Consider the following 26,228-nt stretch of genomic DNA (forward strand, 5'->3'; position numbering starts at 1 on the left):
CTCGACGGCCCTCTGCTTCTCTTTTAGTGAGTACATTTAATATCATACCTGAAGTCCAACTTTTTGTCCGCACGCCCCCGAGAATCAAGAATAATGTGACGGCGTGACACGACCTTCCATGAGCGTCCGGAGCGGGCCACCGTTGCCTTTTTAATATAGAAGGAAAAATCGAAAAATTTAGCGTCTAAGTCGTCGAAAGCCTTGTCCTATCTACGTTTACAGACCGCTCACTGTGACATTTTTCTGTGCAATTGCGGTGGTGCGCTGCCGATTTTTGCTATAATAAAGCCAAACGACCACGAAGGAGCAACTATGAGCAACGTACATTTATCTAAACGGCTTCAAGCAATTGCCGATCTCGTCGACGGACAGCGCATCGCCGATATTGGCACGGACCACGCGTACATTCCCATCGCGTTGGCGCAGGCGGGGCGGATCGATTTCGCGATTGCCAGCGATGTCGGTGAAGGCCCAGTCACGATCGCCGAAGAGAATGTTCGCGAGGCCGGCTTGACCGCAAAGATCGATGTGCGGTTGGCGGATGGGCTGACCGGCATCACCGCAGACGACGCGATCGACACGGTGGTGATCGCCGGGATGGGTGGCCTCCTGATCTCACGTCTTTTGACGGAAGGAAAAAATCATTTGGATGGCACCGAAACATTGTTGCTCGCGCCAAATCGCGATGTGCTCTTATTGCGGCAATATCTGGCGGCTAACGAGTTCGGTATTTTGGATGAAAAATTGGTAGAGGACGCCGGTCATGTGTATCCGGTGATCGTCGCCGGACAAACGAAACCGGAAGTGCCGTATTCACGCGCAGATCTCCTGCTTGGACCGGTATTGCGACGCGACCGAAGCAGTCTTTTCCTCAAAGAGACCGAACTGGCGCGGCAAAAGACGATGCTGGTGATTCAGGCGCTTCAGGAAGCTGCAACGCCTGACACGGCCAAGTTGCAGGAAGAACAGGCGGATCTCGCGATCATCAAGGAGGTGTTGGCAGATGGTGACGGGCAAGACTCTCATTGATCGATTTGAACGATTCGCGCCCCAGTCGTTAGCAGTGCCGGGCGATCCAATCGGCATTCAGATCGGGGATGCGACGCGCCAGGTGCACACGATGCTGGTGACGCTGGATGTGCGGCCGGAAGTGGTCGAAGAGGCGATCAGGGTCAACGCGGACATGATCTTCGCGCATCATCCCGCGGTTTTTCGACCGGCACATAACTTAAATTATGATGACCCACAAAATCGCATGTATGGCGACCTCATGAAACATGATATTTTGGTCTACGCGGCGCACACGAACCTCGATCGCGTTTCCGGCGGGATGAACGACTGGTTGAGCGCGGCGCTAGGCCTCGATGAGGTGCAGCCGTTCATCGAAAGCGGCGAAGAGGCGAACATGGGCCGCATCGGGACACTGCCAGCGCCGGTTTCGCTCGCGGATTTTGTCCAGCAGGTGAAAGACACCTTTGCCGTGCGCGGCCTGCGCGTGATCGCCCGTGACCTCGATCGGCCCGTTCAAAAAGTGGCGGTGCTGGGCGGCGACGGTGGCAAATTTTTCCGCGACGCCAAACTGGCTGGGGCCGATGTTTACGTGACCGGGGACGTGTATTATCACACCGGCCACGACATGTTGGCGGCGGACATGCCGGTGATCGATCCGGGGCACCACATTGAATCGATTATGAAGGATAATGTGCGCGCGCTGTTCATCACATGGGCGCAGGCCGAAGATTGGCCGCTACATGTGCTCGCCTCGCAACTGAACACCGATCCGTTCACATTCATGTGAGGTGAGAAAAAAATACGCCGACTCGCGTTTTTTCATGCGAGTCGGCGTATTTTATATTGTCTGGGAAAAAACTAAAGCGCGTCGTCCGTCTTGAAGTTCAGGGGACTCATGTCGGTCTCTTTTTGGACCAGTTCCATGGTGAACGCTTGCCAAGCCGTTTTCGCGATCTCGGCATTTTCGGCCGTGGCCTTTGTGGCGAGGTCCGCCAGCGCCGCTTTATCCACGCCGCGACTGGCGACGTCGGTCTTGTCAATATTTGCGCGCAGTTTTGCCTGGGTGCTCATCTGCACATTTTCGAGGTCATGGGCAAAAAGGCCAAAGTGGGCGTCAAGCAAGACGCTCGCCAATTTGTATTGCCAATACGCCGAATCCATGGTCGCAGGGAGGCCGCCGCGCTGGTAGTCGGCCGGCGTGGTCGTGGTGCCGGCGAAAAATGGCACAAATTGGCTCTGCGCGGAAACGCCCATTGCGACCCAGTGTAGATCCGCGATCTCAAACGGCAGATTCTGCCGCATCTGAAGCACGTGGCTCTCCTGCGTGCGCGCCAAGCTGATTGGGCGGAAGCGGTGGGCCTGCGCGGAGTGGCGGTCGGCCGGATCGAATTCCGTTTCATTGAAGTGACTCGCAAGCACGGCGAACGCATCCTCGACAAACAGGGGCCGGTCCGGCTGAAGTGCAAACGGCAGATCGGAATCCAGCGGGGTGCTGGTGCGGCTCGGCGTCAGGCGGCGCTGGCCATCCCAGACCCGAGGCGTGTTGTAGATGCGATCGAAGTTGCTGTCGGTGCCAAAAATCTGGCGAAAATTGAAACTGGTTCCAGGCGTCCAAAAATGGTGCTCGGCCGCAAAGTCGAACAGATCTGGCGAGAACAAAAAGTCTGGGCTATCCGGCCGCACCTTTTGAATGGCGAGCTGGTTGGCGACAACCGCATAGCAATCGTCCGGAATGCGCTGGGCGACCCAGCGATGCCCCGTCGCAACTTCCATGTACCAGGCCTCGTCGTGATCCGCAAACAGAATCCCGTTGGCTTCACCGGTGCCGTGCTCGGTCACAATTTTCCCCAGCCGCTCAACGCCTTCCTTGGCTGAATGGATGAATGGCAAAACCACCGTCACCATCGCTTCTTCGATGATGCCGTCGTCGACAAACGGGTCATATCCCAGCACCCGTGCGTTGGCGTACGCACTTTCGGTGGCACTCATGCTGACGCCGGCCGCATTGATCCCGGCCTCTTCGAAGAGCCCGTATTGATCGGTCCATTCGGGGGTGGCGGTGTATTTGAGTGCATGCGCCGGCAGGGTCAGGGAAAACCCGTTTGCCTTTGACTTGAAGAGTGGGGCGTCTGCCGCATCCGTGGCGGGATGGACCACCACGTGTTTTGGCCAGGCCGCGCGTGAATCCTCATTGCGGCCGATCATAACGCTGCCGTCTGCGCTGGCTTCTTTGCCGATCAAAATACTGGTACATGATGTGCGAGTCTGCATGTGACTGCCTCCATTTGTTTACGCACGATGAACACATTGCTATCGTCTGCGGAATTATCTCCTATTATACAAAATATTTACCGGGAAGGGTGGCATTTCCTGCAAGGGCGTGTATTCTGGAAAAGATGACGCGTGCGGGCGCTATTTGGCGCGCAAACGGCTGTCTACATTTTATAAACAACGGTGACGAACATGGCAAAAATCACAGGCTATCATTATCACGACACATTAGAGAAGATCGGGGTCGCGGCGGCCAGCGGCTTGATCACGGCGATCGCGCTGAATTTCTTTTTGACGCCGGCAAAGGTCTTTCAATCCGGTGCCACTGGGATCGCCCAGTTGCTCTCCCTATTTTTGCAAAGCCAAGGCATTGCGCACACAGACCTCACCGGCTGGTTCAATTTACTGTTGAACATCCCGCTGGCGATCTTGGGCTGGAAAACGCTGGGCAAAACTTTTACCGCCTTCAGTTTTTTAAATAGCGTGCTGATCTCGGCACTGGCGATCATCCTGCCGGTTCATGCACTGTCGACCAATCCCTTGATGAATGCGATCTTCGGCGGGGTCCTCACCGGCGCCGGCGTCGGCATCGCGCTGCGTTACGGCTTTTCCACCGGCGGCATGGACATCCTCTCCATGTATCTCTCCAAGCACACGCGGCGAACCGTTGGCGTCTTGATGTTCGTCATCAATTTTGGCATCATCATGGTCGCCGGTTTTGGCATCGGCTGGGAAAGCGCGCTGTACACGATCATTTCGATCTACTGCATGACGCGCGTGGTCGACACGATTCACACCTCTAATCAGAAGGTCACCGCAATGATCGTCACTACCGATCCGGACGGCGTCATTGCCGCAATCACGGAGAAAATGGTGCGCGGCATCACCGCATTGCCGAGTCGCGGCGGCTTTTTGGGCAAGCCAAACACGACGCTGATGATCGTGATCACGCGCTATGAGCTCTACGACCTGACGCAGGCCACGCTCGGCGTGGACAAGGGCGCGTTCATCGACATTCTCAACACGGTCGACGTCGCAGGCGAGTTCCTGACGTCCGACCAGCAGACCACCAAGCGCGCGTTAGGTCTGAAGCCATCCTTCAACAAAGAACAGCACGACGCGGGCCAGCTACCGCACGAGTGACATACAATTCTTTTGTTGAGTAAACGTCCGGGTGGGCTCCGGCCAGAAACTGGCCGGAGCCCACCCGGCAGCACCCCTGCGTGATCCAGTTTGCCTTTTCTATAGAGCTAGGCGTGCCTTTTCTTGCCCCGGCTTTTCTAGTATAATCAAGGCAGTTGATTGAAGATTGAAGGAGGGGACAGCAATGCCACTGGTCCATATTGATTTGATCGAAGGGCGCAGCCGCGACCAGCTGCGGCAAATGTGCCTCGACGTCACCGAGGCGATCGCCAAAAACACTGGCGCGCCCAAAGAACATATCCACATCGTCTTGAACGAAATGGCAAAAGAGCATTACGCAGTCGGCGGGGTCCTCAAAGCCGACGAATGATTGCAAGGAGGCGCGCCCATGGCAGACAAAGTCGAACAACCAGCCAGCAGCCCGGAAGAGCAGGCCTATTTTGACCAAATGCGCAATAAGTTGGTCAAGGCGCTGGAGACCGTGATCGATCCTGAGCTGGGTATCGACCTCATCAATCTGGGGCTGATCTACGGCGTTGACTTGGACGAAAATGGCCACTGCGACGTTGAAATGACGCTCACCACGATGGGCTGCCCGCTGACCGATGTGCTGGATGATGAGATTCACCGTGCGTTGATGGCGGTGCCCGGCATCAAGAGTGTCGACATCCATTTGGTCTGGTACCCGCAGTGGGGGCCGGAGCGGTTGAGCCGATACGCGAAGATGGCGCTGGGTATTCATTAAAGACCGCCGCAAGTGGGCGGTCTTTTTATTTGAAAGGGGGCGGCGAATGACTTACTGGGAAAAATTAACAGCGTTAGCCGCGCCCTATCCAGCTCTGAAGCCGCAACTGGCGGCGATGGCCGCGGTGCGTGACGCGCTGGCCGAACCGGGCCTGCCCAAAAACGCGTTGCCACCACTTGGCCTGACGCCGGATCTGTTTGCCGACTTGCTTGAGGATCACCCGGATGATTATAGCCAGTTGGTCGCGGTGGATCATTTGCTTCGAAATTTTCGCCGAGCCTGCGCGTTTGAGTTTGGCATGTGGGCGTTTGTGCATGAGGATATGTTCGCGCAATGGCAGGCGTTGTTTGGCCCGCTTCGGTATCTGGAATTGGCCGCGGGCAACGGCTATGTGTCGGCGGGGCTGGCGGCGCAGGGCAATCGGGTGATTGCCACGGACTCGTTTGCCTGGAAACAGGCAAGTGAGACGGGCCGGACGCCGCTTTTGCCTGTTGAGGCGTTGCCGGCTGCGGCGGCGTTGCATCGGTACGGTGATCAAGTCGATGCGGTGGTGATGGCCTGGAGCCCCGATCGTGATCCCAATGACGTGCATGTGCTGCAGGTGTTGCGGACCTATTTTCCCCACCTGAAGTTCTTTGTGATCGGTGAGCGCTTTGGGGCTACCGACAGCCGGCTGTTTTGGCAACTGGCGAAATTTGTGCCGGATAAACGGCTGCTGGCGCTGAACCGGGCGCTGGGCCGCTTTGATGCGGTGAATGAACGACTCTATTTGATGCGCTGAAGGAGGGCCTATGAAACGCTTTTTCGTGATCGATCTCTTGTGGGTCGTGATGATCGTTCTTGCCGGCTGGACATGGTCTTGGCATGATCAAAATGAATATGCGGATCGCCTGGCCCATTTTGGCTTGAGCGAGGACGGCCAGGTCTTCAAGACGGATTCAGCCGAAACGCTTCAAGCCGTCGCGGAAAAATTGACGCAAAGCGATGTGCAAAATGTGCAGGTTCAGTTTCAAGATGGCAAGCGTATCTACGTCTGGGGCAATACCAGCAATCTGCCACTTCAAGATGGCCAGTGGTTCACCCAGGCGGATCTGACCTCGGCGCTGCCGGTCGCGGTGGTCGGCCAAAATCAGACCGCAACGCTGGTGCAGGGCAATAATCAGCAATACCTCAAGCAGGCCGGGCGTTTTATTCCGGTAATCGGCACAGTTGGGACCCACGGCAATAATGCGCTCAATGACGTCACGTTTTTCAATGCCAGCGCGACCGATGAGGCGGCCCCGCGACTCAATGCGGTGACGATCATCGCGGATGGTAGTGGGCTGGCAAAGGCAAAGTCAAAATTGCAGGCCATTTTTTCCGCCACCTCCGACCGTGGGTATTCGTATCAGCTGACTTCTGGCAATAGCTGGTGGGCGGATAATGGGCCGACCATTTTGCGCTGTGCCGGCATTGGCGTGCTGGCCTTGATCATTGCCGGCCTGACGATCTGGCTCATGGTGCCATCGTCGCTGTTGGGCATGGACCGGCAGCTGCACGCCCAACTGCGCCGCGGGCTGTGGACGCAGACGGTGACGCACACGCTTTTTGCCACCGTGATCGGCGTGACGATCGACTGGTGGTGGCTCTACTTGACTAACCGCGTCCGCCTGGTGATCTTCGCCGCCGGACTGTGGCTGGGTTATCTCTTGATCGTGCGGGCCGGCGTGTCGCTGCGCTACCGCAAAGGAGGCACGTTTGATGACATTTCCTGATGGCTTTGAGGAAAAATACCGCGCGCTCCTTGGCAATGAGGCGGACGCCTTTTTTGCCAGCTTCGCGCAACCGGCGCAAAGTGGCTTTCGGGTCTCGCCATTGCGGCCGCCGCTTGCGATGAATGAAAATGGGCCGGCGATTCCCTGGAGCCCAACCGGCGAATATGGGAAGGTCGATGGCAATGGCATCGATCATGTCAGTGGCTATGTTTACAGCCAGGAACCCAGCGCGCAATTCGTGGCGGCCGTCTGTGCGGCCACGCCCGGCCAGCGGGTGCTGGACCTCTGCGCGGCACCTGGGGGCAAGACCACCCAGCTCGCCGGTCAGCTTCAAGGAGCGGGCTTGTTGGTCGCAAACGAGATCAATGCCGGCCGGGCCAAGATTCTGGCAAGCAATTTGGAGCGCTTCGGCGTGCAAAATGCGGTGGTGACAAACAACGCGCCAGCTGAATTGGCGGCGCAACTGCCGGAGAGCTTTGACCTGATTTTGGTAGATGCGCCTTGTTCCGGGGAAGGCATGTTTCGCAAGGATCCCGACGCCATGCAATATTGGTCGCCGGACCTGGTGGCGCAGTGCGCGACCCGCCAGCGCGAAATCGTGACCGAGGCAGTGAAAATGCTGCGCCCGGGTGGGACATTGGTTTATTCCACCTGCACCTTTGCGCCGGAAGAGGATGAGCAGCTCGCATTTTGGGCGGCTCAGACCTTGCCGCTGACCCTCCAGCCCATCGTAAAAGTCGGCGGGATTCAAGATGGTCGGGCGGCTTTTGCAGGCGGTGACGAAGCCGTGTTGGCAACGGCGCGGCTGTGGCCCCATGCCCTTGCAGGGGAAGGCCATTTTGTCGCCAAGTTCATCAAAGACGGCGACGCGCCGGCTCAATCTGGCAAGCGACTGGCGGCCAGCAAGTTGACCGCCCCGCAGCAACAGGACTTGCGCGCCGGCCTCACTGCGTTGACGGATGCGACCTGGCCGCAAAGCCGGCTGGTGCTTCGCCGCGATCAATTGTTCGCGATGCCGGAAGCCACGCCGCAATTGGCCGGGCTGCATGTCGTGCGCCCGGGACTTCATCTGGGCACCTTCAAGATCCATCGCTTCGAGCCGAGCCACAGTTTAGCGACGGCCTTGTCGCCCGCGAGTTTTCATCAGGTGATCGAGGTCACCGAGGCGGATTACGCGCGCTATCGCCATGGGGAGACCCTGACGGTGCCAACAAGCGGCCGTGGCTGGGTGCTTTTGACGCATCAAGGCAAGGGTTTTGCGCTGGGCAAGCAGGTCGATCACGTGATCAAAAATGCGTATCCGAAAGGGCTGCGCGTGTAGGTGTGCATGGGCGGTCGGCTGACGCGCCAGTTGTCGCCATTCAAAAAGGCGGGCTAGGACATTTTTGTCCCGGCTCGCCTATTTATTTGCAGTCAATTCGAATCAGATCGTGAGCCCGCGCGCCTCGGCGTAGTGGGTCAAGTCCGGCCCAAGCACGATCGGCACCTGGCGCAAGGCGCAGAGGTCTTTTGCCCCTAGCATCGCCATGAGCAGAGCGAGTTGGTCTTGCCAGGCCTGAAGATGAGCGATGGCGGCGGCTTCGCCTTCCTGGACCAGCCAGTGCAGGACCTGTCCGGCGATGCCGACCGCACTGGCGCCGAGCCGCAGCGCCTTGAGAATATCCAGCGGGGACCGCACGCCCCCGGTTGCCAGGATGGTGAGGCCGTCAACAGCCGTGGCTTCAAGCAGCGATTCGCAGGTGGTCTGGCCGAAGTCTTGCAGATACGCGAAGTCGCGAGCCGGCCGCCGCAGATTCTCAACTTGGGCAAAATTGGTCCCGCCGCGCCCGCCGATGTCGACATACCGGACACCAAGCGCTTGCAGCTTCGCGAGGCCGTCGCGGGTCATGCCAAAGCCGACTTCCTTGGCGATAACGGGCACGGAACTGGCATCCACAATTGCCGCAAGTTGCGCCGCCCAGTGAAAATCGCGTTCGCCCTCGGGCATCACCGTTTCCTGCACGGCATTGAGATGGACTTCCAGCGCGTTGGCCTGCAGCATCGCCACCGCCGCCGCCCCGGCATCGACCCCATGGCTGGTGCCGATGTTCGCCAGCAGAAAGCCGTCTGGGTCATTTTCGCGCAAGGTCGAGAAGGTGGGCGCCAGCGCTGGTTCCGCTAATGCGACGGTTTGAGAGCCGCTGGCCAGCGCCAGGCCGGTCGCGCGCGCGATGCGGCCGAGCTTCGCGTTCAGCTGCCCAGTCTGTGCAGAGCCGCCGGTCATCGCGTTGATGAAAAATGGCCAGCGCCAGCCAAACAGGTCCGGCTTCAGATCGACTTCTGCCACCGCCGTTTCCGGCAGTGGATCATGGCAGAAGCGAACCTGATCGAACCCCGCCGTCGCCGTTTGCTGGAAAGTTTTTTCCGCGAGAAAGACATGTTCGTCCTTGCGGTGTGAGCGTTCAGATTGCATCGCTTGCCTCCTTGAGAATGCGGGCAGCTGGCCCTGGCCCCGTGGTCAACAGGCGGCCGGCAAAGGAATCGGCCAGCGCGGTCACCACTGCGTCGACATAAGGCGCCAGGGTCAAGATCTTGACGTTCGGGCCGGCATCCATCGTCGCATACGCCGGCACGCCGCTTGCCCGCAGCGCTTGCACCTTTTGCCAGGCGACCAGGGTCTCCGGTTCAAAATAAGTGAAGGAGGGCTCACTGGCCATGATCGCGGCGTGCATCTGCATGCTGCTGGCCTCGGTCAAGGCGCCGACTTGGGCAAAATCGTTGGCGGCCAAGGCGCGGACCATTTTTTCCGCAGCCGCTTCATTGTGCTGGACCCAGGCCGGAAAATACGGGCTGGTGGCGATGGTCGCGGTCATCATTTGGCGGGAGCTGATTGCCTTGCGTCCCTGATCGACCAGCACCACGACCATTTTCAGCGGAAGCGTGGTCGCCGGCAGGGGTTCGGCAAAAGAGGTCGTGTCATCGCTGCCGCGGTGCCAGATCGCCAGCCCGCCGAAAATCGAGCGAGAGGCAGACCCAGACCCCCGGCGTGCCAACCGCGACAGGTCCGTCGGCGTCAAGGCCAGGCCGGCTGCGCGGCTGGCGGCCAGGGCCAAGGCGGCAAAGGCCGAGGCGGAACTGGCGAGTCCGGCGGCGGTCGGGACGTGGTTGAGTGAGCGGACATGGGCATGAGCAGTTGTCCCGCTTTGGGCGCGGACGAGATCCAAAAACGCGCTGATCTTGCCGGCTGGTCGCACCTCGCCGTTCAGTGAAAACGTGTCTGCAGCAAGGGTCGGGTCGAATTCGACGGTCGTATCGGTGTACAGGTCAGCCAGGGTCAACGAGACAGAGCTGGTGTAAGGCAAGATCAGTTTCGCATCCCGTTTGCCCCAGTATTTGATCAAGGCGATATTGGTGTGGGCGCGAGCCGTTACGGCGTGGGTCATGACGGATCCTCACTTTCTACAAGGTCGTATTGCCAGGTGGTGGTTGCCCCGGCGGCTTCAAGGGCGCGGCGCAAGTGGACGGCTTGGGCAGGCGCTTTGGTTAAGGCAATCATGCAGCCGCCTTGTCCGCTGCCGGTGAGCTTGGCCCCAAGCGCCCCGGCATTGAGGGCGGCCGCCACCAGTTGATTGAGGGCGGGAGAGCTGACGCCGAGCTGACGCAATGCGTTTTGGCTGATTGTCAGCTGCCGGCCAAGCAGCGGCAAGTCATCCTGGGCAAGCGCAAGCGCCGCCTGGCTGGTCGCCTGACCAATCGCCTCGATCAGTGGCTGATAGTGCGCTGGGTCCTGAGTCAATTTGGCGGCGACACTGGCGACGGCAGTTTTGGTTTGGCCGGGCACGCCGGTATCGGCGATCACCAGGCTCCCTGTTGTAGGAAAATCGATCGGCGTTGGCGCCTGGCCGCGCACAAACCATTGCGGGGCTGTGGCGCTGGCCGTGGCGGCGTCCAGCCCGCTGGGATTGCCGTGGATGATGCGCTCGGAGACGTTGGCCCAGTTGAGCAGGCTGTCGTGGGGCAACGGGGCATCGAAGGCCTGATACACGGCGCGGATAATGGCGACGGCGGTGGCTGCGGACGACCCCATCCCGCGTTCGGGCGGGAGCATACTGCTGATGGCCAGGTCAAACCCTTGCGCCGGCGCCTCAAAAAAGGTCAACAGGCGCCTGATCAGCGTCGCGATACCCGCAAATGGGGTCTGCGCGGCGTCGGCTAAACTGCCTTGATAAAAGATCGAGGCGATCTGCTGGCGGTCGTCCGTTCGTGGGATCAGCGTTGCGGTGACCGTCAGTGAGCGAATCGGCAGGGCGATCGCGGGTTGTTGATAGACCACCGCGTGTTCGCCGATCAATATGATTTTTGCATACGAGATACCTTGGCTTTTTCTCATCAGCTGCTCCTTATTTGTCGCTTTAAATGATACCCCAAAGGCCGCGTAGACTCTAGCAAGTTATGCTACACTTAAACCAAACTCAACCTACTGCGGCGCAATTTATGGACGACCGACGCGGCCGCAGCGAGGCCGAAACGAGGGTGGCAAAATGACGGAACCAAATGCCTTACAATTGATCATTGGCACCGCGGCGGCGGATCATGAACGGGCGATCGCCGATGACGTGGCCAACGTACTGGCGGCGCATCCCCATGCACGGATTTTTTACCTGGTGCCCAATCATGTGAAATATGAGGCGGAGATCGCGCTGCTAAAGCGCTTGCGCGGAAACAACACCGGGGTCTTTGCCTCCGACGCAGTGCAGACGCTGTCGTTTTCGCGCCTGGCGTGGTTTTTTCTCAAGGACAGTCCGGCGTATCGCCAGCCCCGGCTGGATGCCACCGCAAACACGATGATCGTGGCCGACATTTTGGCCAGCCACAAGCAGGCGCTGCAGGTCTATCCAAGTGAGATCAGCAAACCCGGCTTTGTCGCGCAGCTGGCCCAGCAATTGGGTGAGCTGCAAATGGGCCGCATCACCGCCGATGTGCTCACCGCAGTCGAAGCCGGCGTCGACACGCAGCATCAGGCGAAAATTCATGACCTTGCGCTACTGCTCCGCGCCTATGAACAGCAAACGGCGACCTACACGACCAATGCGGGGCTTTTGAATGTATTGATCGCGGATCTGCGCAAGCGCGATCTGTCGCAGACCTATTTTTACCTGGATCACTTTAATGAGCTGGCGGCAAGCGAATTGCAACTGGTGCAGACGCTGATCGCCCGTGCGGCCAAGGTGACCGTGGCGCTGACAATGGCGGATGGCCAGTTGACGGCCGCCCAACAGAGCCTGTTTCGGCCGGCGCTGACGCTGCGCCGGCGCCTAGTCGCGGGGCTGCCAGACGGAATGGGCGTCGCCACCACTGTTGCGCCACTGCGCGATGATCTGAGCGCTGGTATCCTGCAGCTGGATCAGTTCTGGCAGGCACCGGGGCAACGGGCGACCCAGCCGGCCCATGACAACATTCAGGTGGTCAAGGCAACGGATGCCTATCAGGAACTGCGGACAGTCGCGCGCAAGATTCAGCAGGCGGTGCATGGCGGCAAGCGGTACCGGGACTTTTTGATCATCGCGCGGCGGCTGGCCCCATACCGCGATATCATTGCGCCAATCATGCAGGATTATCAGATTCCTTATTTTGCCGACCGTGAGCACCCGATGACAGACCATCCCCTGGTTGCACTGATCGACAGTGTGTGTGACCTCTTTTTGAATGGCTTTCAGTATCAAGATGTGATGCGCTTTTTGCGGACGGAGCTTGTGCGCCCGGGTGACTTGTCTCTGGCGGCCTATCGCGAGGCGGTCGACATCACGGATAATCACCTGCTGCGCACGGGCATCAGCGGCCGGCGCGCCTGGTTTGACGACAAGCCTTGGCGCTATTTCAACCGCCCACCGAAGGACGAAGATGAGGCGGCGGAGCAGGCAGACCCTGAGGCGGAAAAAACGGCGCAGCTGGCGGCCATCCATCAGCATCTTCGCACAGTGCTCACCCCGCTGGCAGACTTGTTGAAGCAGCCTGAGTTGACCGGGCTTCAGCTGGCTCAGGGACTGATGAATTGGCTCGTGGATGTTGGCGTCACCGAGCGGCTGGCGGAATGGGCCGGTGCGGCCGAGGAACGCCTGGATCCAGCGTCGGCTGCGGCGGGGCAGCAGGCCTGGCAGACCTTCACCGGCATCGTGGATGCGTATGCGGCAATCGCCCAGACCTCAGCGGATGTGGCGGCGCTGACGGCAGGCGACGCGCCTGGCGAGACCGGTGATGCGGCTGTCGGCACCTCTGGCAAGGCGACGGCGCTGCTGGCCAGTTTTCAGACGTTGCTTGACGCCGGCTTCAGTGGCGCCAGTTTCACCCAGATTCCGGCGACGCTTGATCAGGTGACGATCTCTGAGACCGCCATGGCCCGGCGCGCCAAATTTGACACGGTGTTCGTGATCGGCGCCACGGATGCGGCCATGCCCGAGGTGCCAAGCGACACCGCGGTGCTCAACGCCGCCGATCGTCAGGCCCTTCAGCAGGGACTGGATGCGCTGCAGGCCAGTGATGCGGAGAATAGCCAGCTCCAGTCCGTCTTTTTGCCCGAGACCGGCGCCAGCAAAGCCCTTGGCGATCCGTTCATCAACTATGTGGCGGAAATGGCGGCGACCCGCAACTTGATCATGTCCTACTCGACCAACGGGGAAGAGGCCAACAACGCCTCGCCATATCTACTGCAGCTGGCGGCCAGCCAAGGCATCGATGTGAAAAAGGGCCTGCCGGTTTGGGGCGAGCTCACGCCAGCCACCGGCGTCGCAGAGGCGGCGGGGACCGCGCGGAGTTTGCTCAGCGACTGGGTCGTGATCGCACGGCAGGCCCCACATGCGATTCCACAGGCATGGGAAACGGCCTACCATGCGATCGCCGCGTGGTTGGCCCAAGCTGGCGCGCGTCAGACGGCAGAGCTGCCTGTGTCATTGCCGGGGCAGCTGCGCGAGGCGATCGCGTATCAAAACGCGGTCCAGAATCTCCGTCCGGAAACGGCGCGGGCCCTTTATTCCACCGAACTGAACGCCTCGATCTCGCAACTTCAGTCGTTTTACAGCAATCCGTATGAATACTTTTTGACGTATGGCTTGCGGCTTCAGGAGCGGCCTGAGTTTGAATTGACGCCGGCGGATTATGGCAGTTTTTATCATGCCGTGATGGATGGTGTGATGAAGGCGTTGGCGGATAAAAAAATGCTGCTGACACTGGACGACGCTGCGCTGAAACAGGCGATCGCCGTGCAGATCACCCAGATCATTCAGGATTTTCCCGTGTATCGTATTTTCACCGATGAGGGCTTCACGAACAGCCGGCACATGGCTTATTTAAAGGCGCACATCGCCGAGATGTTGCTGCGGGAATTTAAGGTGATTCAATTCCAGCTGGCCAGCTCTGGCTTCACCAATTGGAACACGGAGATTCTGTTTGCCCCTCGAGGCCGGCAGCCGCTTCTGCCGCCGGTCACGTTGACCACGGAAAAAGGCCGGCGCGTCGCCGTGCGCGGCAAAATCGACCGACTCGACACGAAAGTTTTTGATGATGGCACCGGGGCGGCCCGTTATTTGGTGCTGGATTACAAGAGTTCGACCCACGATTTCACGCCTTACGAAGCGTATTACGGGCTGAATCTGCAGCTGTTGACGTATCTGGATGCTGTCGAGTCGGCAGTCGCCAAGGGAAAACTGCCAGCGCTGGCTGATAGCCGACCCGGCGGCGCCTTTTACCTGATGTTCGACCAGCCGCTGATCAAATACGCGGATCTTAAGGACCTTGCGCCGCTCAGCGAACAGGCCCAGCGCCAGACGCAATTGCTTGAGGCCGCGGCCCCGCAGACGCAAAAGCAATACCGGTTGAAGGGGTTTGTGGTCCTGCCAGATGAGATCGCGAATCAAGACGAGGCGCTGGCTAGTTACCTCAGCAATTTTGCCGATGATCTCGTGCCTGGCAGTACCTCGCTGGTCGTGCCGCTTTCGCTCAATCAAGACAAGACGATCAAGGGGGCCACGGTCAAGGATGGGTCGCGTGGGGCGAAGATTCACACCTTTTTCACCCAACGCGAGCTCGACCGCTGGATCCAGCACGATCGCAAGCTGATCACCCAGGCCGCCGACAACATCCTGGACGGCGTCATCACGCTGGCGCCGCTGGACATCAATGGCTCCGGCGCCCGGTTTATCGCGCGCAGCCCGTATCAAGCGGTCATGCGCTTTGATGCCGCGACCGGGGCGGACCATTACAACACCCAGCCGGCGAAAAATACGGTGCAGATCCTCGAGTTACTGAAGCAAGAAAGCGCTGGAAAGGACGGCGAAGACGATGGCCAATAATATTTCACCAGAAAAGATTCCCGCGATCTTGCATGGGACCTTCAAACCAGGAGACCCGCAGCACCGTCATGACGTGCTCGTCTCGGCATCGGCTGGCAGTGGGAAAACGTTTGTGCTTGTGCAGCGTATTTTGCGGCAGCTGATCGATGGGGCGGAGCTGGACCGTATGCTGATTGTGACGTTCACCAAGGCCGCTGCCGCGGAAATGCGCACGCGTATCGAAAAGGAGCTAAAGGCCACGCTGCGGGCATCGGATGAAACCGCTCGGGCTGGCAAGGTCGTGCCGGAAACAGAGACGCAGGTCGGCCTGCCGCTGACTGAGGCGCAAAAGAGCCACATCCAGGCGCAAATCGACAAAATGACCAGCAGCTGGATCATGACCATCGACGCCTTTTCACAGCGCGTGGTGCAAAGCTACTATTATGTGATCGGGCTGGACCCGAGTTTTCGTATTCTCAGCGACGAAACGGAAGAGGCGATGCTCAAGCAGCGTGTTTGGGAACAGACTCGCGACCATTTTTATGAGGCAGATGGCGTTGCGGCGCATCCATTCGCGGATCTTGAGGCCAATTTTTACAGCAAAGGCGACGCGGGGCACGATGGGCTGGGCGGCATCGTTGATCAGCTTCTGACGTTTGCGATGAGCACCCAGCAGCCGACCAACTGGCTGGCGCATCTCGCGGATGGCTATCAGCCGGAAAAAGTCGCGGCGCAGTTTCAAAATGAACTGTGGCCTGCGATTCACGAGATCCTGACCGGCGCGGTCGCCAAGCTCAATGTGTTGCGCACGGAACTGGCAGACGCTTTTGCGGACCGTAAGCCGACCGACACGATGAAAGCCGCGGTTGAAGGAATCCAGCGCTTTGCGGGGATGGTCGCGGGGCTGCCGGATCAGCCGGATTACGCGACGGTGTGGACCGCGCTGCATCCGGCCGCTACGTATTTTTCCACTTGGCCCTATGGCACGAAAAAGGATGAGACCCGCAAAGCGTTGCTCGCGGGGCAAAAAGCGCGACGCGACGCGATCGCGGCGGAACTCAAGACCATCACGGATGGCCCGCTTCAATTGGCGCCGGCCGACCGCGATTACGTGGCCGGGCCTGCCGCCGCGCTGATGACCACCCTGGCGGATGTCGCGTTGTGGTACGCCGATGCCTTACTCAAGGAAAAAGAGCGCCAGCATCTCGCCGGGTTTGGCGACATTGAGCAATATGCGCTGCAGATTTTAACGGTCAGTGACACGGTCGCGCAAAATTACCAGGCGCAATTTGACCTCGTCATGATCGACGAATATCAGGACACCAATGGCCTCCAGGAAGCGCTGCTCAGCCGGGTGGCGGCCCAGAAGCCGGGCAATCGCTTCATGGTCGGGGATGTGAAGCAGAGCATTTATGGGTTCCGGTTGGCGGATCCGAGCCTGTTTATGACCAAGTATCAGTCGTATCCCAAACTTGCCGCGGATCAGCCTGCTGACAATGAACTGATCTTGCTGCCGAGCAATTTTCGCTCGACAAATAACGTGCTGACCTTCATCAACATGCTGTTTGCCCAGATCATGGATCAGGAAGTCGGCGAGCTGGATTACGACCAGGACGCTGAGCTGAAATTCGGGAGCAGTGACTCGCTGCCGACCGATCTGGCAGGGGATGCCCAGGCGAAGGCCACGTTGCTGTTGGTCGCCCAGGAGGATTCGGCCGAAGACGACCCGAACGCTTCGACGGCTGCGGGTTCCGAGGATGCCGCGAGCGCCGAGACTGCCGATGCGGATGCGGCGGACGACAACGCCGAAGATGCGGCGGCCATCGCCAAGGATCAGGCGCAGGCTCAGGCGGTGATCGCAAAGATCCTGACGATCGTCCACAACCCGGAATATCAATTGTATGACCGTGTGGATGACCCAGCCGCAGAGCTGACGGCGCAGAATTGGCCACATCGGGAGGTCGACTACAAAGACATCGCTATTTTGGCCTCGACGCGTGGCAACAATATCACCCTGCAAAGCGAATTTGCGAAGGCAGGGGTGCCGATTTTGATTCCGGATGCGAAGAACTACTTTAAGACCACCGAGCTGATGGTGATGCTGTCGCTGTTGCGCATCATCGACAACCCGAAACAGGACATCCCGCTGGCTGCGGTGTTGCGCTCGCCGCTTGTCGCGCTGTCGGCCGATGAAATGGCCACGATTCGCTTGGCAGCCAAGGCGCGCCCGTATTATTACGACGCGCTGGCTGTTTTCCAAGCGGATCCGGCCACGCAGGAGACACCGCTGGGCAAAAAGTTGACTCGGTTCTTTGCGCTACTCGCGGATCTTCGCGATTATGCGCGGGAACATGCGCTGGTCGACCTGATCTGGCACATTTATTCACTGACCGGCTTCCTCGATTACGTCGGGGGTATGCCGGGCGGTAATCAGCGCCAGGTCAATCTCCGCGCACTGGCCAGCCGCGCCGCCGCCTATGAAGCAAATGGCTTCAAGGGCTTGTTCGCGTTTGTCCGGTTCATCGAGCAGATGCAGAAAAAGGACAAGGACCTCGACACCCCGGTCAGCTTAGCAGACGGTGAAGACGCAGTGCGCCTGATGACCATTCATGGGTCAAAAGGGCTGGAATTTCCGATCGTCTTTTTGCTAGATGCCGACCACGGCTTCAACATGCGCGACACCACGGCGCCAATCATCGCGACGAAAAATGCGGTCGGGTTGAAATTCAATGATCCCGCGACCCAGATCACCTTCACGACACCGCAATATGCGCAGGCCGCCGAAGCCAAACGCAAGCAGCTGTTGGCTGAGGAAATGCGCAAGCTCTACGTCGCGTTGACGCGGGCGGGCCAGCGCCTGTTCATCGTCGCGATGGGCAAGAAGGAAAAATTGTTGCCCAAATGGCGGGCTGCGGCAGAGGCCAGTGAGGAGAGCTTGCTGCCAAGCCTGCAACGCGGCACCGCCAAAAACTTCATGGATTGGATCGGCCCGGCCTTGGCGCGCTGTGCGGACAGTGAGGACGGCGCCAAAACGCTGCCGGCTTTGACCCCGTATTTTCCAGCGGCTGGCTTCACCATTGAAGAAGTCGTGCCAAAGCCAAGCCAAGCCGGCACGACCGCCGATGAAAAGCTGGTCGTCGATGAGGCAGCCCCGATGCCAGGGCTCACGGACTGGCTGAATTTCCGCTATCCGTTTGCGCAGATGACGACCACGTCCGGCTTCCGCAGCGTGACGGAGATCAAGCGCGCAGTCGAGGATCCGGACCTGGAAGAAGCCGCGGCTGCCAGCGGCATCCTCACTTTGGAAAATCGTGCGCCGGCTGAGGCCACCGCGCAGGTCGTCAAGCAGTGGACCGCGGACGATTTTCACCTGCCTGCGTTCATGGCGGCGGAAGGCCAGCCCCACGTCTCCGCCACAGATGTCGGGACCGCCACGCACTTGGTCCTTCAGCGCATCGATCTGAACGGGCCGGTGGATGAAAAGGCGATTCGCGCCTTCATCCAGCAACTGGTTCAAGCCGGCCTCCTGACCGCCCCGGTCGCCCAGCGCATTCGTGTTGGCCAACTGGCAGCCTTTTTCCAGACCATCCTGGGCCAACAGCTCCAAGCCGCCGCCCATGTCGAACGCGAAGCCGCCTTTTCCATGCTGCTGCCAGCCAGCCGCATCGCTGGCAGCCAAGTCGAAGACGACCAGGCCGACGTATTGGTGCACGGCATCATCGACGGCTATTTCGAGGAAAATGGCGCACTGACCCTGTTCGACTACAAAACGGACCGCATCGGCGACTCAGTGGCCCCGATTCTGGCACGCTACCGCGGTCAGCTGAACAGCTACGCCGAAGCCCTCAACGCCATGCACCCAACCGGCCCCAAAGTGGCGCACGCCTGGCTGATTCTCCTAAACCAAAACGGCGACGCCCACGACGTCCTGGACACCCACTAAATAATTGCTAAATCAAAAGAGCCGCAAGCCGCGAGCGTAGTTTATCAACTACAATGGAGGCAAGCGGTTCTTTTGCTTACGCGGCGTCTGATGTGGTGAAGGCAGAGGGTAGTGACGAACCATTTTGATGCAGTCCCGTATCTGTGCTGCCAATTCGACTGTGAACAACTCAACGCAGGATGTGAGGGTGGGCTCCGGCCGAAAATGGCTCGCTTCGCATGTCTGGGCGTAAGGCATAAATGTCTAACGCCCAGAGCAAGCCCCCTCGTCGGCGTTGGCGGCAAAGCCGCTTACGCCGAAAGCAAGCTTGGAGACCGCGAACTTTGCGGGCTCAAAGTTGCTTGTCCGCTCTACTACGGTCGCCAGCCAATTTTCGGCCGGAGCCCACCCGGGGGCCAACACCTCCAGGCACCGTTGATTTTCCAGCAAAATTGGCGCAACGGGCGGATACATAGTAAACTGGAACCAACTACAACGGAATTTTGGTGAGTAAAATGGGATCTGACACCATCTATGCGGTGATCGATCTAGAAACAACTGGCACGTCGATCGAAGACGGCGACCGCATCATTCAATTTGGCTGTGCGCTCCTGCAGCACGGCAAGATCATCCAGACTGTCTCGCAGCTGATCAACCCCGAGCGTTCCGTACCCGAGGCGATTCAGCAACTGACCGGCATCCGGCCCGCAGACCTGACCGCGGCGCCGTATTTTGATGACGTCGCCAGCACGATCAGCGGCCTGCTCGAAGGCACCGTGATCGTCGCACACAACATTAATTTCGATTATCCATTCCTCAGCGCTTCTCTGGCCGAGGTGGGGGAGCCCGTGCTGATCCAGCCAGGCATCGACACCGTTGAATTGGCGCAGATTCTCCTGCCAACGCAGGCGAGTTTTCGGCTCAGCGACCTGACCACCGTGCTTGCAATTCGCCATGACAATCCGCACCGCGCAGATAGTGATGCAATCAGCACGGCGAAATTATTGCTGGCGCTGGCCGACCGCTTTCGGGCGTTGCCGACTGTCACCCAGCGGCATTTGGCGCAGCTGGGGAAAAATCTACTGCGCGACACCGGCGACTTTCTGGCTGGCTTGGTGCAGCCGCTGCGTCCGCTGGCTCATGATCAACGCCAGGTCGGCCCGTTTATTTTGCGCCAGTCTGCCCAGCCGGTTGCGACGGGTGTTTCTGCGACCGATTTTCCGTTGACGGATCGCGCGAAAAAAGCGTTGCTCACGCCGACATTGCGGTTTCGCAAGGGGCAGGCGGAGATGATGGATGCCATCTATCAAAATGCTTGCGGCCCGCGCCAGCCGCTGATGATCGAAGCCGGCACGGGCTTGGGCAAGTCACTGGGCTATCTGCTCCCGTATGCGTTTTTGACGGATGCCGCGCAGCAGGTCGTCGTCGCCACATCCACCAATGTGCTGCAGGCGCAGTTGGTGAACGAAACAATTCCGCTTTTGGGCCAGCTGCTGCAGCATCCGGTATCTGCTGTGTTGCTCAAAAGTCCGCGCCATTATCTGGACCTTGCGAAGTTTGATGCGACGCTTGCCGTGCGCGAGCCCAATCGGTTGACGCGGCTACTTCAAATGAAATTGATCGTTTGGCTGACTGAGACCACGACCGGCGATCTGGATGAGCTGCATCTGACAAATTATCGCGCCCCGCTGTTTGCGCAGGTGCGCTCGACAGGCGAGCCGCTGCCGGCCAATGATCCGTATCGCAGTGTTGATTTTTACGGCCAGGTCCAGCACGCCCTGGCGTCTGCGCAGGTGATCGTCACCAACCATGCTTATTTGGCGCGACACAGCGATCTGCTCGCCAGCCACGGCCGGCCATATCTGGTGGTGGATGAGGCGCAACATTTTGCCGATCAAACGGCGGCGGCTTTTTCGCAGAAGATCGATCTGCGCCGGTTGCACCAACTGCTGGGCAGCGTGTTGGCCACGATCGATCATGGCGGCACCCGGCGGGATCTGACGCAGATCTTTGCCGATGACGCGCTGATGCGGTATCAGCTGAGCAGTTTTCAGACACTAGTTCGCGCGGCAAGCGAGTTGGTGGAAGACCTTCAGCAAACCTTGTATCACCATTTCGACCTCGGGCGGAGTCAAACGCCCGGCTTCATTCAGGTGCCGCTTCGTCCGGACCAAGTCTCCTGGTTGCTGGATCACGTTAAGCAACCACTGGGCAAACTGAAAAATCAGCTTGCTGGCATCGTCGCAGGTGGCGCGGCGCTTGGGGCTGGGTTTCAGGCCGAGCCAGACCGGTTTTTGGTCGGTGATGCGCCGGCGTTTCAGGTACTGGATGGGTTGCTGGAACGGCTGAGTGAGCAGGCTGGCGCGATCAATGAACTGGATCCTGCGGCGATGCAGGCCGGAGAAGACGGCGTGGTGTGCCTGACTTTGCTCAATCGCAGTGATGTGTCCAGCCTGCAGATCACCTGGGACCTATTTTTCGCGGGGCATCAGATTCAAGCGCTGCTGAGTCATTTCAGGGCGCCGGTCTTTGTGGGGGCGACGTTGCGCGTCGACCGCAATTTCCAGTATTTGACGGCCCAGCTCGGCTATTCGCAACTTGACGGCTCACAGGAATTTGTTTTCCGCAGTCCGTTTCATTATCACCAGCAGGCACAGTTGTTTGTCGCCGATGATGCGCCGCAGCCCCAGCCGACCGTGCAAAATGAGTTGGCGGATTATTACGCCAAGGCCATCAGCCAGCTCGCGGATGACGACCACCAGACGATCGTGTTGTTCACGTCGCTTGCGATGATCAAAAGCGTGTACATCCGGCTGTTACATCAGCCAGTTGCCAGGCGCAAGGAACTGCTGGCCCAAGGCGTCACAGGCTCCGCGGAAAAGATTGCCAAGCGGTTTGCCATCGCGGATAATAGTTTGCTGCTGGGGGCGGCGAGTTTCTTTGAAGGCATCGATTATCCGGATCGTCGGCTGGAACGCGTGATCTTGACCCACTTGCCATTTGATGCGCCGGATGATCCGGTGGTCAAGGCGCGTGGGGCGCAGCTTCAAGCAGCGGGCCGCTCGCCATTTGAGGCGGACAGCCTGCCGCGCGCGACACTCAGGCTGCGCCAAAGTTTTGGCCGGCTCATTCGTACGGAAACGGATCGCGGTGTTTTCATCGTGTTGGATCCGCGGTTGTTGTCGACTGCCTATGGGGCACGCATGTTGAAGGCACTGCCGGCGGTGCGACCGCTGACATTACCGACCGCCCAGATCGGGGCCTATGCGCGCTCCTGGCTGGAACATCGCCCCATGACAAAAAAGGAGGCATCTCATGCGTCAAGCACGTCGTCCGACCTGGCATAAAACCGCCTGGATCGCGGGCATCATCGTCTTCGTCGCGATCATCTTCGCCATATTCTATCGCGCAACTTCCCCGATACGCCAAGTCCGCAGCGAAGCGGAATCCATTGCCGCCAAGCAGGCAGGCGTTGCCGACCCCACGGCCTTTTACTGGGACCGCCAGCGCGAGTCCTATCTGACGGTCGGCGGCAAGCAAAAAGATGGCCAAGCGGTCTATGTCGTCATTCGGCAAAAAACTGGCAAGGTCACTGTTTTGCCGACCAACACCGGCATCTCGGCGGCGAAGGCCAAGGCACAAGCCACCGCGACTTTTTCACCGAAAAAGATCGTCAACGTGGGGCTGTCAAAAAGAGGAAAGAAATTTGTTTGGGATGTTGGCTACCAGCTGAAGTCTGGTAAACTGGGGTACGTGACCTATGCCTTCAGCGATGGCGAGCAATTGCAATCCATCCGCGGGCTGTAGTCAACAGAGCGTGAAGAAGGCATGCGTGTGCAGGTAGCAAAAAAGATCGCGGCGATCACGCCAAGCGCAACACTGGCTGTTGCGGCGCAGACCAAGGCCATGAAGGCCCAGGGGCAGACCGTTTCTGACTTGTCGATTGGCCAACCGGATTTTGCCACTCCGGCGTTCATCGATGCGGCGGCAAAAGCGGCCATCGATGCAAACCAGGCCAGTTTTTACTTGCCTGCAACGGGCTTGCCGGCCTTGAAGAAGGCAATCGCGACGCATCTTGCCGCGCGCGGTGGGGCGACGTATGACCCAGATCAGATCGTCGTGACGACCGGGGCTAAGTTTGCGCTTTACAGCCTGTTTTCGGTGTTGCTTGAGCCGGGAGACGAGGTGCTGGTGCCGATACCAGCCTGGGTCTCTTACATCGAGCAGATCAAATTGGCAGGCGGGCGGCCGGTTTTGGTGCCGAGCACGACGACGTTCAAGGTGACGCCGGCGCAACTGGAAGCCCAGCGCGGGCCGGCCACCAAGGCAGTGATCATCAACTCGCCGCAAAATCCGACCGGGGCCGTTTATTCGCGGGCCGAGCTTGAGGCGATCGGCGACTGGGCCGTGGCCCATGGGGTGCTGCTGATCGCGGATGACATTTACCGCGACCTGATCTATCACGGCGTGGCGTTCACCTCACTGACTGAGTTGACACCGGCCATTTTCGCCAATACCGTGTTGATCTCGGGGGTCTCGAAGTCTTATGCGATGACCGGCTGGCGCATTGGATTTGCGGCGGGGCCGCGCTCGTTGATCCAGGCGATGGCGACCTTCATCGGCCACACTACCGGCAACGCAACGGCGGTGGCCCAATATGCAGCGCTGGCCGCGTATACAGGCGATGATCGAACCGTTTTTCAAATGCGCGATGCCTTTGAAAAACGGCTGGATCTTGTCTGGCCACGGCTCGGTCAGCTGCCAGGCTTTCACCTAGAGGAGAAACCACAAGGTGCATTTTACCTGTTTCCGCGCGCTATCGAAGCGGCGCAGATGACCGGATCTTCCACGGTGGATGACTTTGCGGCGGCGCTGTTGGCGAAAACAGGGGTGGCAGTGGTGCCGGGCCGCGCGTTTGGTATGCCGGACCACCTGCGCATCAGCTATGCGGCAAGCGAGGCGACGCTCATGGCCGCGCTTGATCGCATGCAAGCATTTATTGAAAAATATAGGTAAGGGGATCAGATCCAATGACAGAAATCATTCGCATCAAAGACGCAAAAGACCATGTTGACGAGGTCGTCCAGATCAATGGCTGGCTGACTGACAAACGGTCTTCTGGCAAGATCGCATTTTTACAGCTGCGTGATGGCTCGGCCTATTTCCAAGGCGTGGTCGTCAAAAGTGCCGTCAGCGAGGAAGTCTTTGAGACCGCCAAAACGCTGCGCCAGGAAACAAGCCTGAGCATCACCGGGACCATTCATGAGGACACGCGCAGCCACTTCGGTTATGAGATCGAAGTACAGGATCTGAAAGTGGTCGGCGATTCCGGCGACTACCCGATCACCCCGAAGGAACACGGCATCGAATTTTTGCTCGATCATCGTCATCTTTGGTTGCGGTCCAGCCGGCAGTTTGCCATCCAGCAGATTCGCAACGAAATGATCCGGACGACGTATGAATTCTTCAACCAGGAAGGCTTCATCAAGATGGACAGCCCGATTCTGACGGGCTCCGCTCCGGAAGGCACCACCGAGTTGTTCCAGACCAAGTATTTTGATGAAAAGGCGTATCTGAGCCAATCCGGCCAGCTGTATGCTGAAGCCGGCGCCATGGCTTATGGCAAGGTCTTCACATTTGGCCCAGTCTTTCGCGCGGAGAAGTCGAAAACACGCCGCCATCTGACCGAATTTTGGATGATCGAGCCCGAAATGGCCTTCACCCATCAGGAAGAGAGCCTGCAGGTCCAAGAGCGCTACATCGCCACGCTGGTCCAAAATGTGATCGACAACTGTGCCTATGAGCTGACGCTGCTGGATCGCGATATCGACCAGTTGCGCAAATACACCCAGCTGCCATATCCGCGCATTCGCTATGACAAGGCGATTGAAATGCTTCAGGCGGCGGATTTTGACGTCAAATGGGGCGATGATTTTGGCTCGCCGGAAGAGACCTATCTGTCCGATCAATTCGAGCAGCCGGTCTTTGTCCTGAACTATCCAAAGGCCATCAAGCCGTTTTACATGTTGCCAGAAGAAGGCCGCGACGATACTTATGTCTGCGCCGACATGCTGGCCCCAGAAGGCTACGGTGAGATCATCGGCGGGTCCGAGCGTGAATGGGACTATGACAAGCTTCAGGCAGCAATCGAAGCGAAGGGCCTGGATATGAATGAATACGGCTGGTATCTGGATCTGCGCAAGTATGGCAGTGTGCCGCATACCGGTTTTGGCCTTGGCCTTGAGCGCGCGATCACGTGGATCTGCCACCTCGATCATTTGCGCGAAGCGATTCCGTTCCCGCGGATGCTCAACCGCCTCAAGCCGTGATCGCATCACGCACGAAAGGGGACTGGGGCGAAGTGTTTTGTCCCACTTCCTACAGCAAAAGCTGGGCGCAGGCTCAGCTTTTTTGTCAAAATAAAGTCAGGAGGACTGGTCATGAACAATGAGTTGAATGCCTACTTGGCAGCCGGTCAGGTATCGCTGTCAAATGCGCTTTTCAGCGGCTTTGCGGCCAGTGATCTGACCCAACATGAGCTGATCGTCTACCTGTTTTTGACGCAATGGGCCAGCCAGCATGATGAGGCGCCGGCACTCGATACGTTTGCGCAAAGCATGAAGCTGGCAAAAAATGAGACGTATAACGTGATTGCCAGCTTGATCAAAAAAGGGGCGGTGCAATTGGTCAGCCGGCAAGATGAAGCAGGCCGTGCCGTCGATCAGTACGACGTGACCCCGCTACTGGCAAAGTTGTTGACCGCGCCGACCGTGCAGCCAGCCAACATCCAGGCCCTCAATGCCGGACAGCAGATCTTCAATGAGATCGAGGTCGAATTCGGCCGGCCGCTGTCGCCGATCGAGCAACAGACGATCGGCGATTGGCTGAACGTGGATCATTACGAGCCGGCCGTGATCAGTTTGGCGCTGCGCGAGGCCGTGCTCAATCAGGCGTATTCGCTGCGCTACATGGATCGCATTTTGATCAACTGGGAGCGCCGCCACCTGACGACGGCCGCGCAGGTCCAAGCAGATTTGAAGCGGCAAAAAAACGGACTCTAACGGAGGCATGCAATGGCA

19 protein-coding genes are annotated in these 26,228 nt (G+C 58.9%); 15 read left to right on the forward strand and 4 right to left on the reverse strand.

The window, feature by feature from the left end:
• Positions 1-312 precede the first annotated feature (312 nt).
• Both EKM95_RS03410 and EKM95_RS03415 read left to right on the forward strand, forming a co-directional pair.
• Positions 313-1,029: a tRNA (adenine(22)-N(1))-methyltransferase gene (locus EKM95_RS03410; protein ID WP_125696438.1), complete on the forward strand. Its 717-nt coding sequence runs from the start codon at positions 313-315 to the stop codon at positions 1,027-1,029.
• The gene (locus EKM95_RS03415) at positions 1,004-1,798 is read left to right on the forward strand and encodes a Nif3-like dinuclear metal center hexameric protein (protein WP_125696439.1); all 795 of its coding nucleotides are present in this window, start codon (positions 1,004-1,006) and stop codon (positions 1,796-1,798) included. The genes EKM95_RS03410 and EKM95_RS03415 overlap by 26 nt, the downstream gene beginning before the upstream one ends.
• Before the next feature lie 71 nt (positions 1,799-1,869).
• On the opposite strand, the gene EKM95_RS03420 is transcribed toward EKM95_RS03415, so the two are convergent.
• The gene (locus EKM95_RS03420; RefSeq protein ID WP_125696440.1) at positions 1,870-3,282 is read right to left on the reverse strand and encodes a C69 family dipeptidase; all 1,413 of its coding nucleotides are present in this window, start codon (positions 3,280-3,282) and stop codon (positions 1,870-1,872) included.
• A gap of 192 nt (positions 3,283-3,474) precedes the next feature.
• Between EKM95_RS03420 and EKM95_RS03425 the strand changes: the two genes are divergently transcribed.
• The 6 genes from EKM95_RS03425 (at position 3,475) to EKM95_RS03450 (ending at position 8,245) form a co-directional block, all read left to right on the forward strand.
• Positions 3,475-4,425, forward strand: a complete 951-nt coding sequence (locus tag EKM95_RS03425) for a YitT family protein (protein WP_125696441.1) — start codon at positions 3,475-3,477, stop codon at positions 4,423-4,425.
• A gap of 184 nt (positions 4,426-4,609) precedes the next feature.
• Complete coding sequence (locus tag EKM95_RS03430) at positions 4,610-4,795, forward strand: 2-hydroxymuconate tautomerase (protein ID WP_125696442.1); 186 nt, start codon at positions 4,610-4,612, stop codon at positions 4,793-4,795.
• An 18-nt stretch (positions 4,796-4,813) separates the two neighbouring features.
• A complete protein-coding gene (locus EKM95_RS03435; protein ID WP_125696443.1) occupies positions 4,814-5,170 on the forward strand; it encodes a metal-sulfur cluster assembly factor in 357 nt (118 codons plus the stop codon).
• 46 nt (positions 5,171-5,216) lie between these two features.
• A complete protein-coding gene (locus EKM95_RS03440; protein ID WP_125696444.1) occupies positions 5,217-5,951 on the forward strand; it encodes an SAM-dependent methyltransferase in 735 nt (244 codons plus the stop codon).
• A 10-nt stretch (positions 5,952-5,961) separates the two neighbouring features.
• Positions 5,962-6,924: a hypothetical protein gene (locus EKM95_RS03445; protein WP_125696445.1), complete on the forward strand. Its 963-nt coding sequence runs from the start codon at positions 5,962-5,964 to the stop codon at positions 6,922-6,924.
• Complete coding sequence (locus EKM95_RS03450; RefSeq protein ID WP_125696446.1) at positions 6,911-8,245, forward strand: RsmF rRNA methyltransferase first C-terminal domain-containing protein; 1,335 nt, start codon at positions 6,911-6,913, stop codon at positions 8,243-8,245. The genes EKM95_RS03445 and EKM95_RS03450 overlap by 14 nt, the downstream gene beginning before the upstream one ends.
• A 102-nt stretch (positions 8,246-8,347) precedes the next feature.
• Here the strand turns inward: EKM95_RS03450 and fni are convergent, their stop codons facing one another.
• Genes fni through mvk form a run of 3 tightly spaced genes read right to left on the reverse strand, consistent with a single transcriptional unit; the run spans position 8,348 to position 11,293 of the window.
• Entirely contained in the window at positions 8,348-9,376 is a 1,029-nt protein-coding gene (gene fni, locus EKM95_RS03455) for a type 2 isopentenyl-diphosphate Delta-isomerase (RefSeq protein ID WP_125696447.1), read from the reverse strand.
• Positions 9,366-10,346 carry a diphosphomevalonate decarboxylase gene (mvaD, locus tag EKM95_RS03460; RefSeq protein WP_125696448.1) on the reverse strand — a complete coding sequence of 327 codons (981 nt, stop codon included), beginning with the start codon at positions 10,344-10,346 and terminating at the stop codon, positions 9,366-9,368. Before mvaD ends, fni begins: the two co-directional genes overlap by 11 nt.
• A complete protein-coding gene (gene mvk / locus EKM95_RS03465) occupies positions 10,343-11,293 on the reverse strand; it encodes a mevalonate kinase (protein ID WP_125696449.1) in 951 nt (316 codons plus the stop codon). Before mvk ends, mvaD begins: the two co-directional genes overlap by 4 nt.
• Positions 11,294-11,444: 151 nt before the next feature.
• Between mvk and EKM95_RS03470 the strand changes: the two genes are divergently transcribed.
• The 7 genes from EKM95_RS03470 to EKM95_RS03500 all read left to right on the forward strand — a co-directional run bounded on the left by EKM95_RS03470 (position 11,445) and on the right by EKM95_RS03500 (position 26,210).
• Positions 11,445-15,248 (forward strand): PD-(D/E)XK nuclease family protein, encoded by a 3,804-nt coding sequence (locus EKM95_RS03470; RefSeq protein WP_125696450.1) that lies wholly within the window; start codon positions 11,445-11,447, stop codon positions 15,246-15,248.
• Positions 15,238-19,170, forward strand: coding sequence for a helicase-exonuclease AddAB subunit AddA (addA, locus tag EKM95_RS03475; RefSeq protein ID WP_125696451.1), 3,933 nt, complete (start codon positions 15,238-15,240; stop codon positions 19,168-19,170). The genes EKM95_RS03470 and addA overlap by 11 nt, the downstream gene beginning before the upstream one ends.
• Positions 19,171-19,664: 494 nt before the next feature.
• Complete coding sequence (locus EKM95_RS03480; RefSeq protein ID WP_125696452.1) at positions 19,665-22,496, forward strand: helicase C-terminal domain-containing protein; 2,832 nt, start codon at positions 19,665-19,667, stop codon at positions 22,494-22,496.
• Positions 22,465-22,956, forward strand: coding sequence for a cell wall elongation regulator TseB-like domain-containing protein (locus EKM95_RS03485; protein WP_125696453.1), 492 nt, complete (start codon positions 22,465-22,467; stop codon positions 22,954-22,956). The genes EKM95_RS03480 and EKM95_RS03485 overlap by 32 nt, the downstream gene beginning before the upstream one ends.
• Positions 22,957-22,983: 27 nt before the next feature.
• Positions 22,984-24,165, forward strand: a complete 1,182-nt coding sequence (locus EKM95_RS03490) for a pyridoxal phosphate-dependent aminotransferase (RefSeq protein WP_125696454.1) — start codon at positions 22,984-22,986, stop codon at positions 24,163-24,165.
• A gap of 14 nt (positions 24,166-24,179) precedes the next feature.
• Complete coding sequence (gene asnS, locus EKM95_RS03495; RefSeq protein WP_125696455.1) at positions 24,180-25,478, forward strand: asparagine--tRNA ligase; 1,299 nt, start codon at positions 24,180-24,182, stop codon at positions 25,476-25,478.
• A gap of 111 nt (positions 25,479-25,589) precedes the next feature.
• A complete protein-coding gene (locus EKM95_RS03500) occupies positions 25,590-26,210 on the forward strand; it encodes a DnaD domain-containing protein (protein WP_125696456.1) in 621 nt (206 codons plus the stop codon).
• The last annotated feature ends 18 nt before the right edge of the window (positions 26,211-26,228 follow it).

The organism is Lacticaseibacillus yichunensis (genome assembly GCF_003946405.1).
In the GTDB taxonomy this organism is placed as follows: Bacteria; Bacillota; Bacilli; order Lactobacillales; family Lactobacillaceae; genus Lacticaseibacillus; species Lacticaseibacillus yichunensis.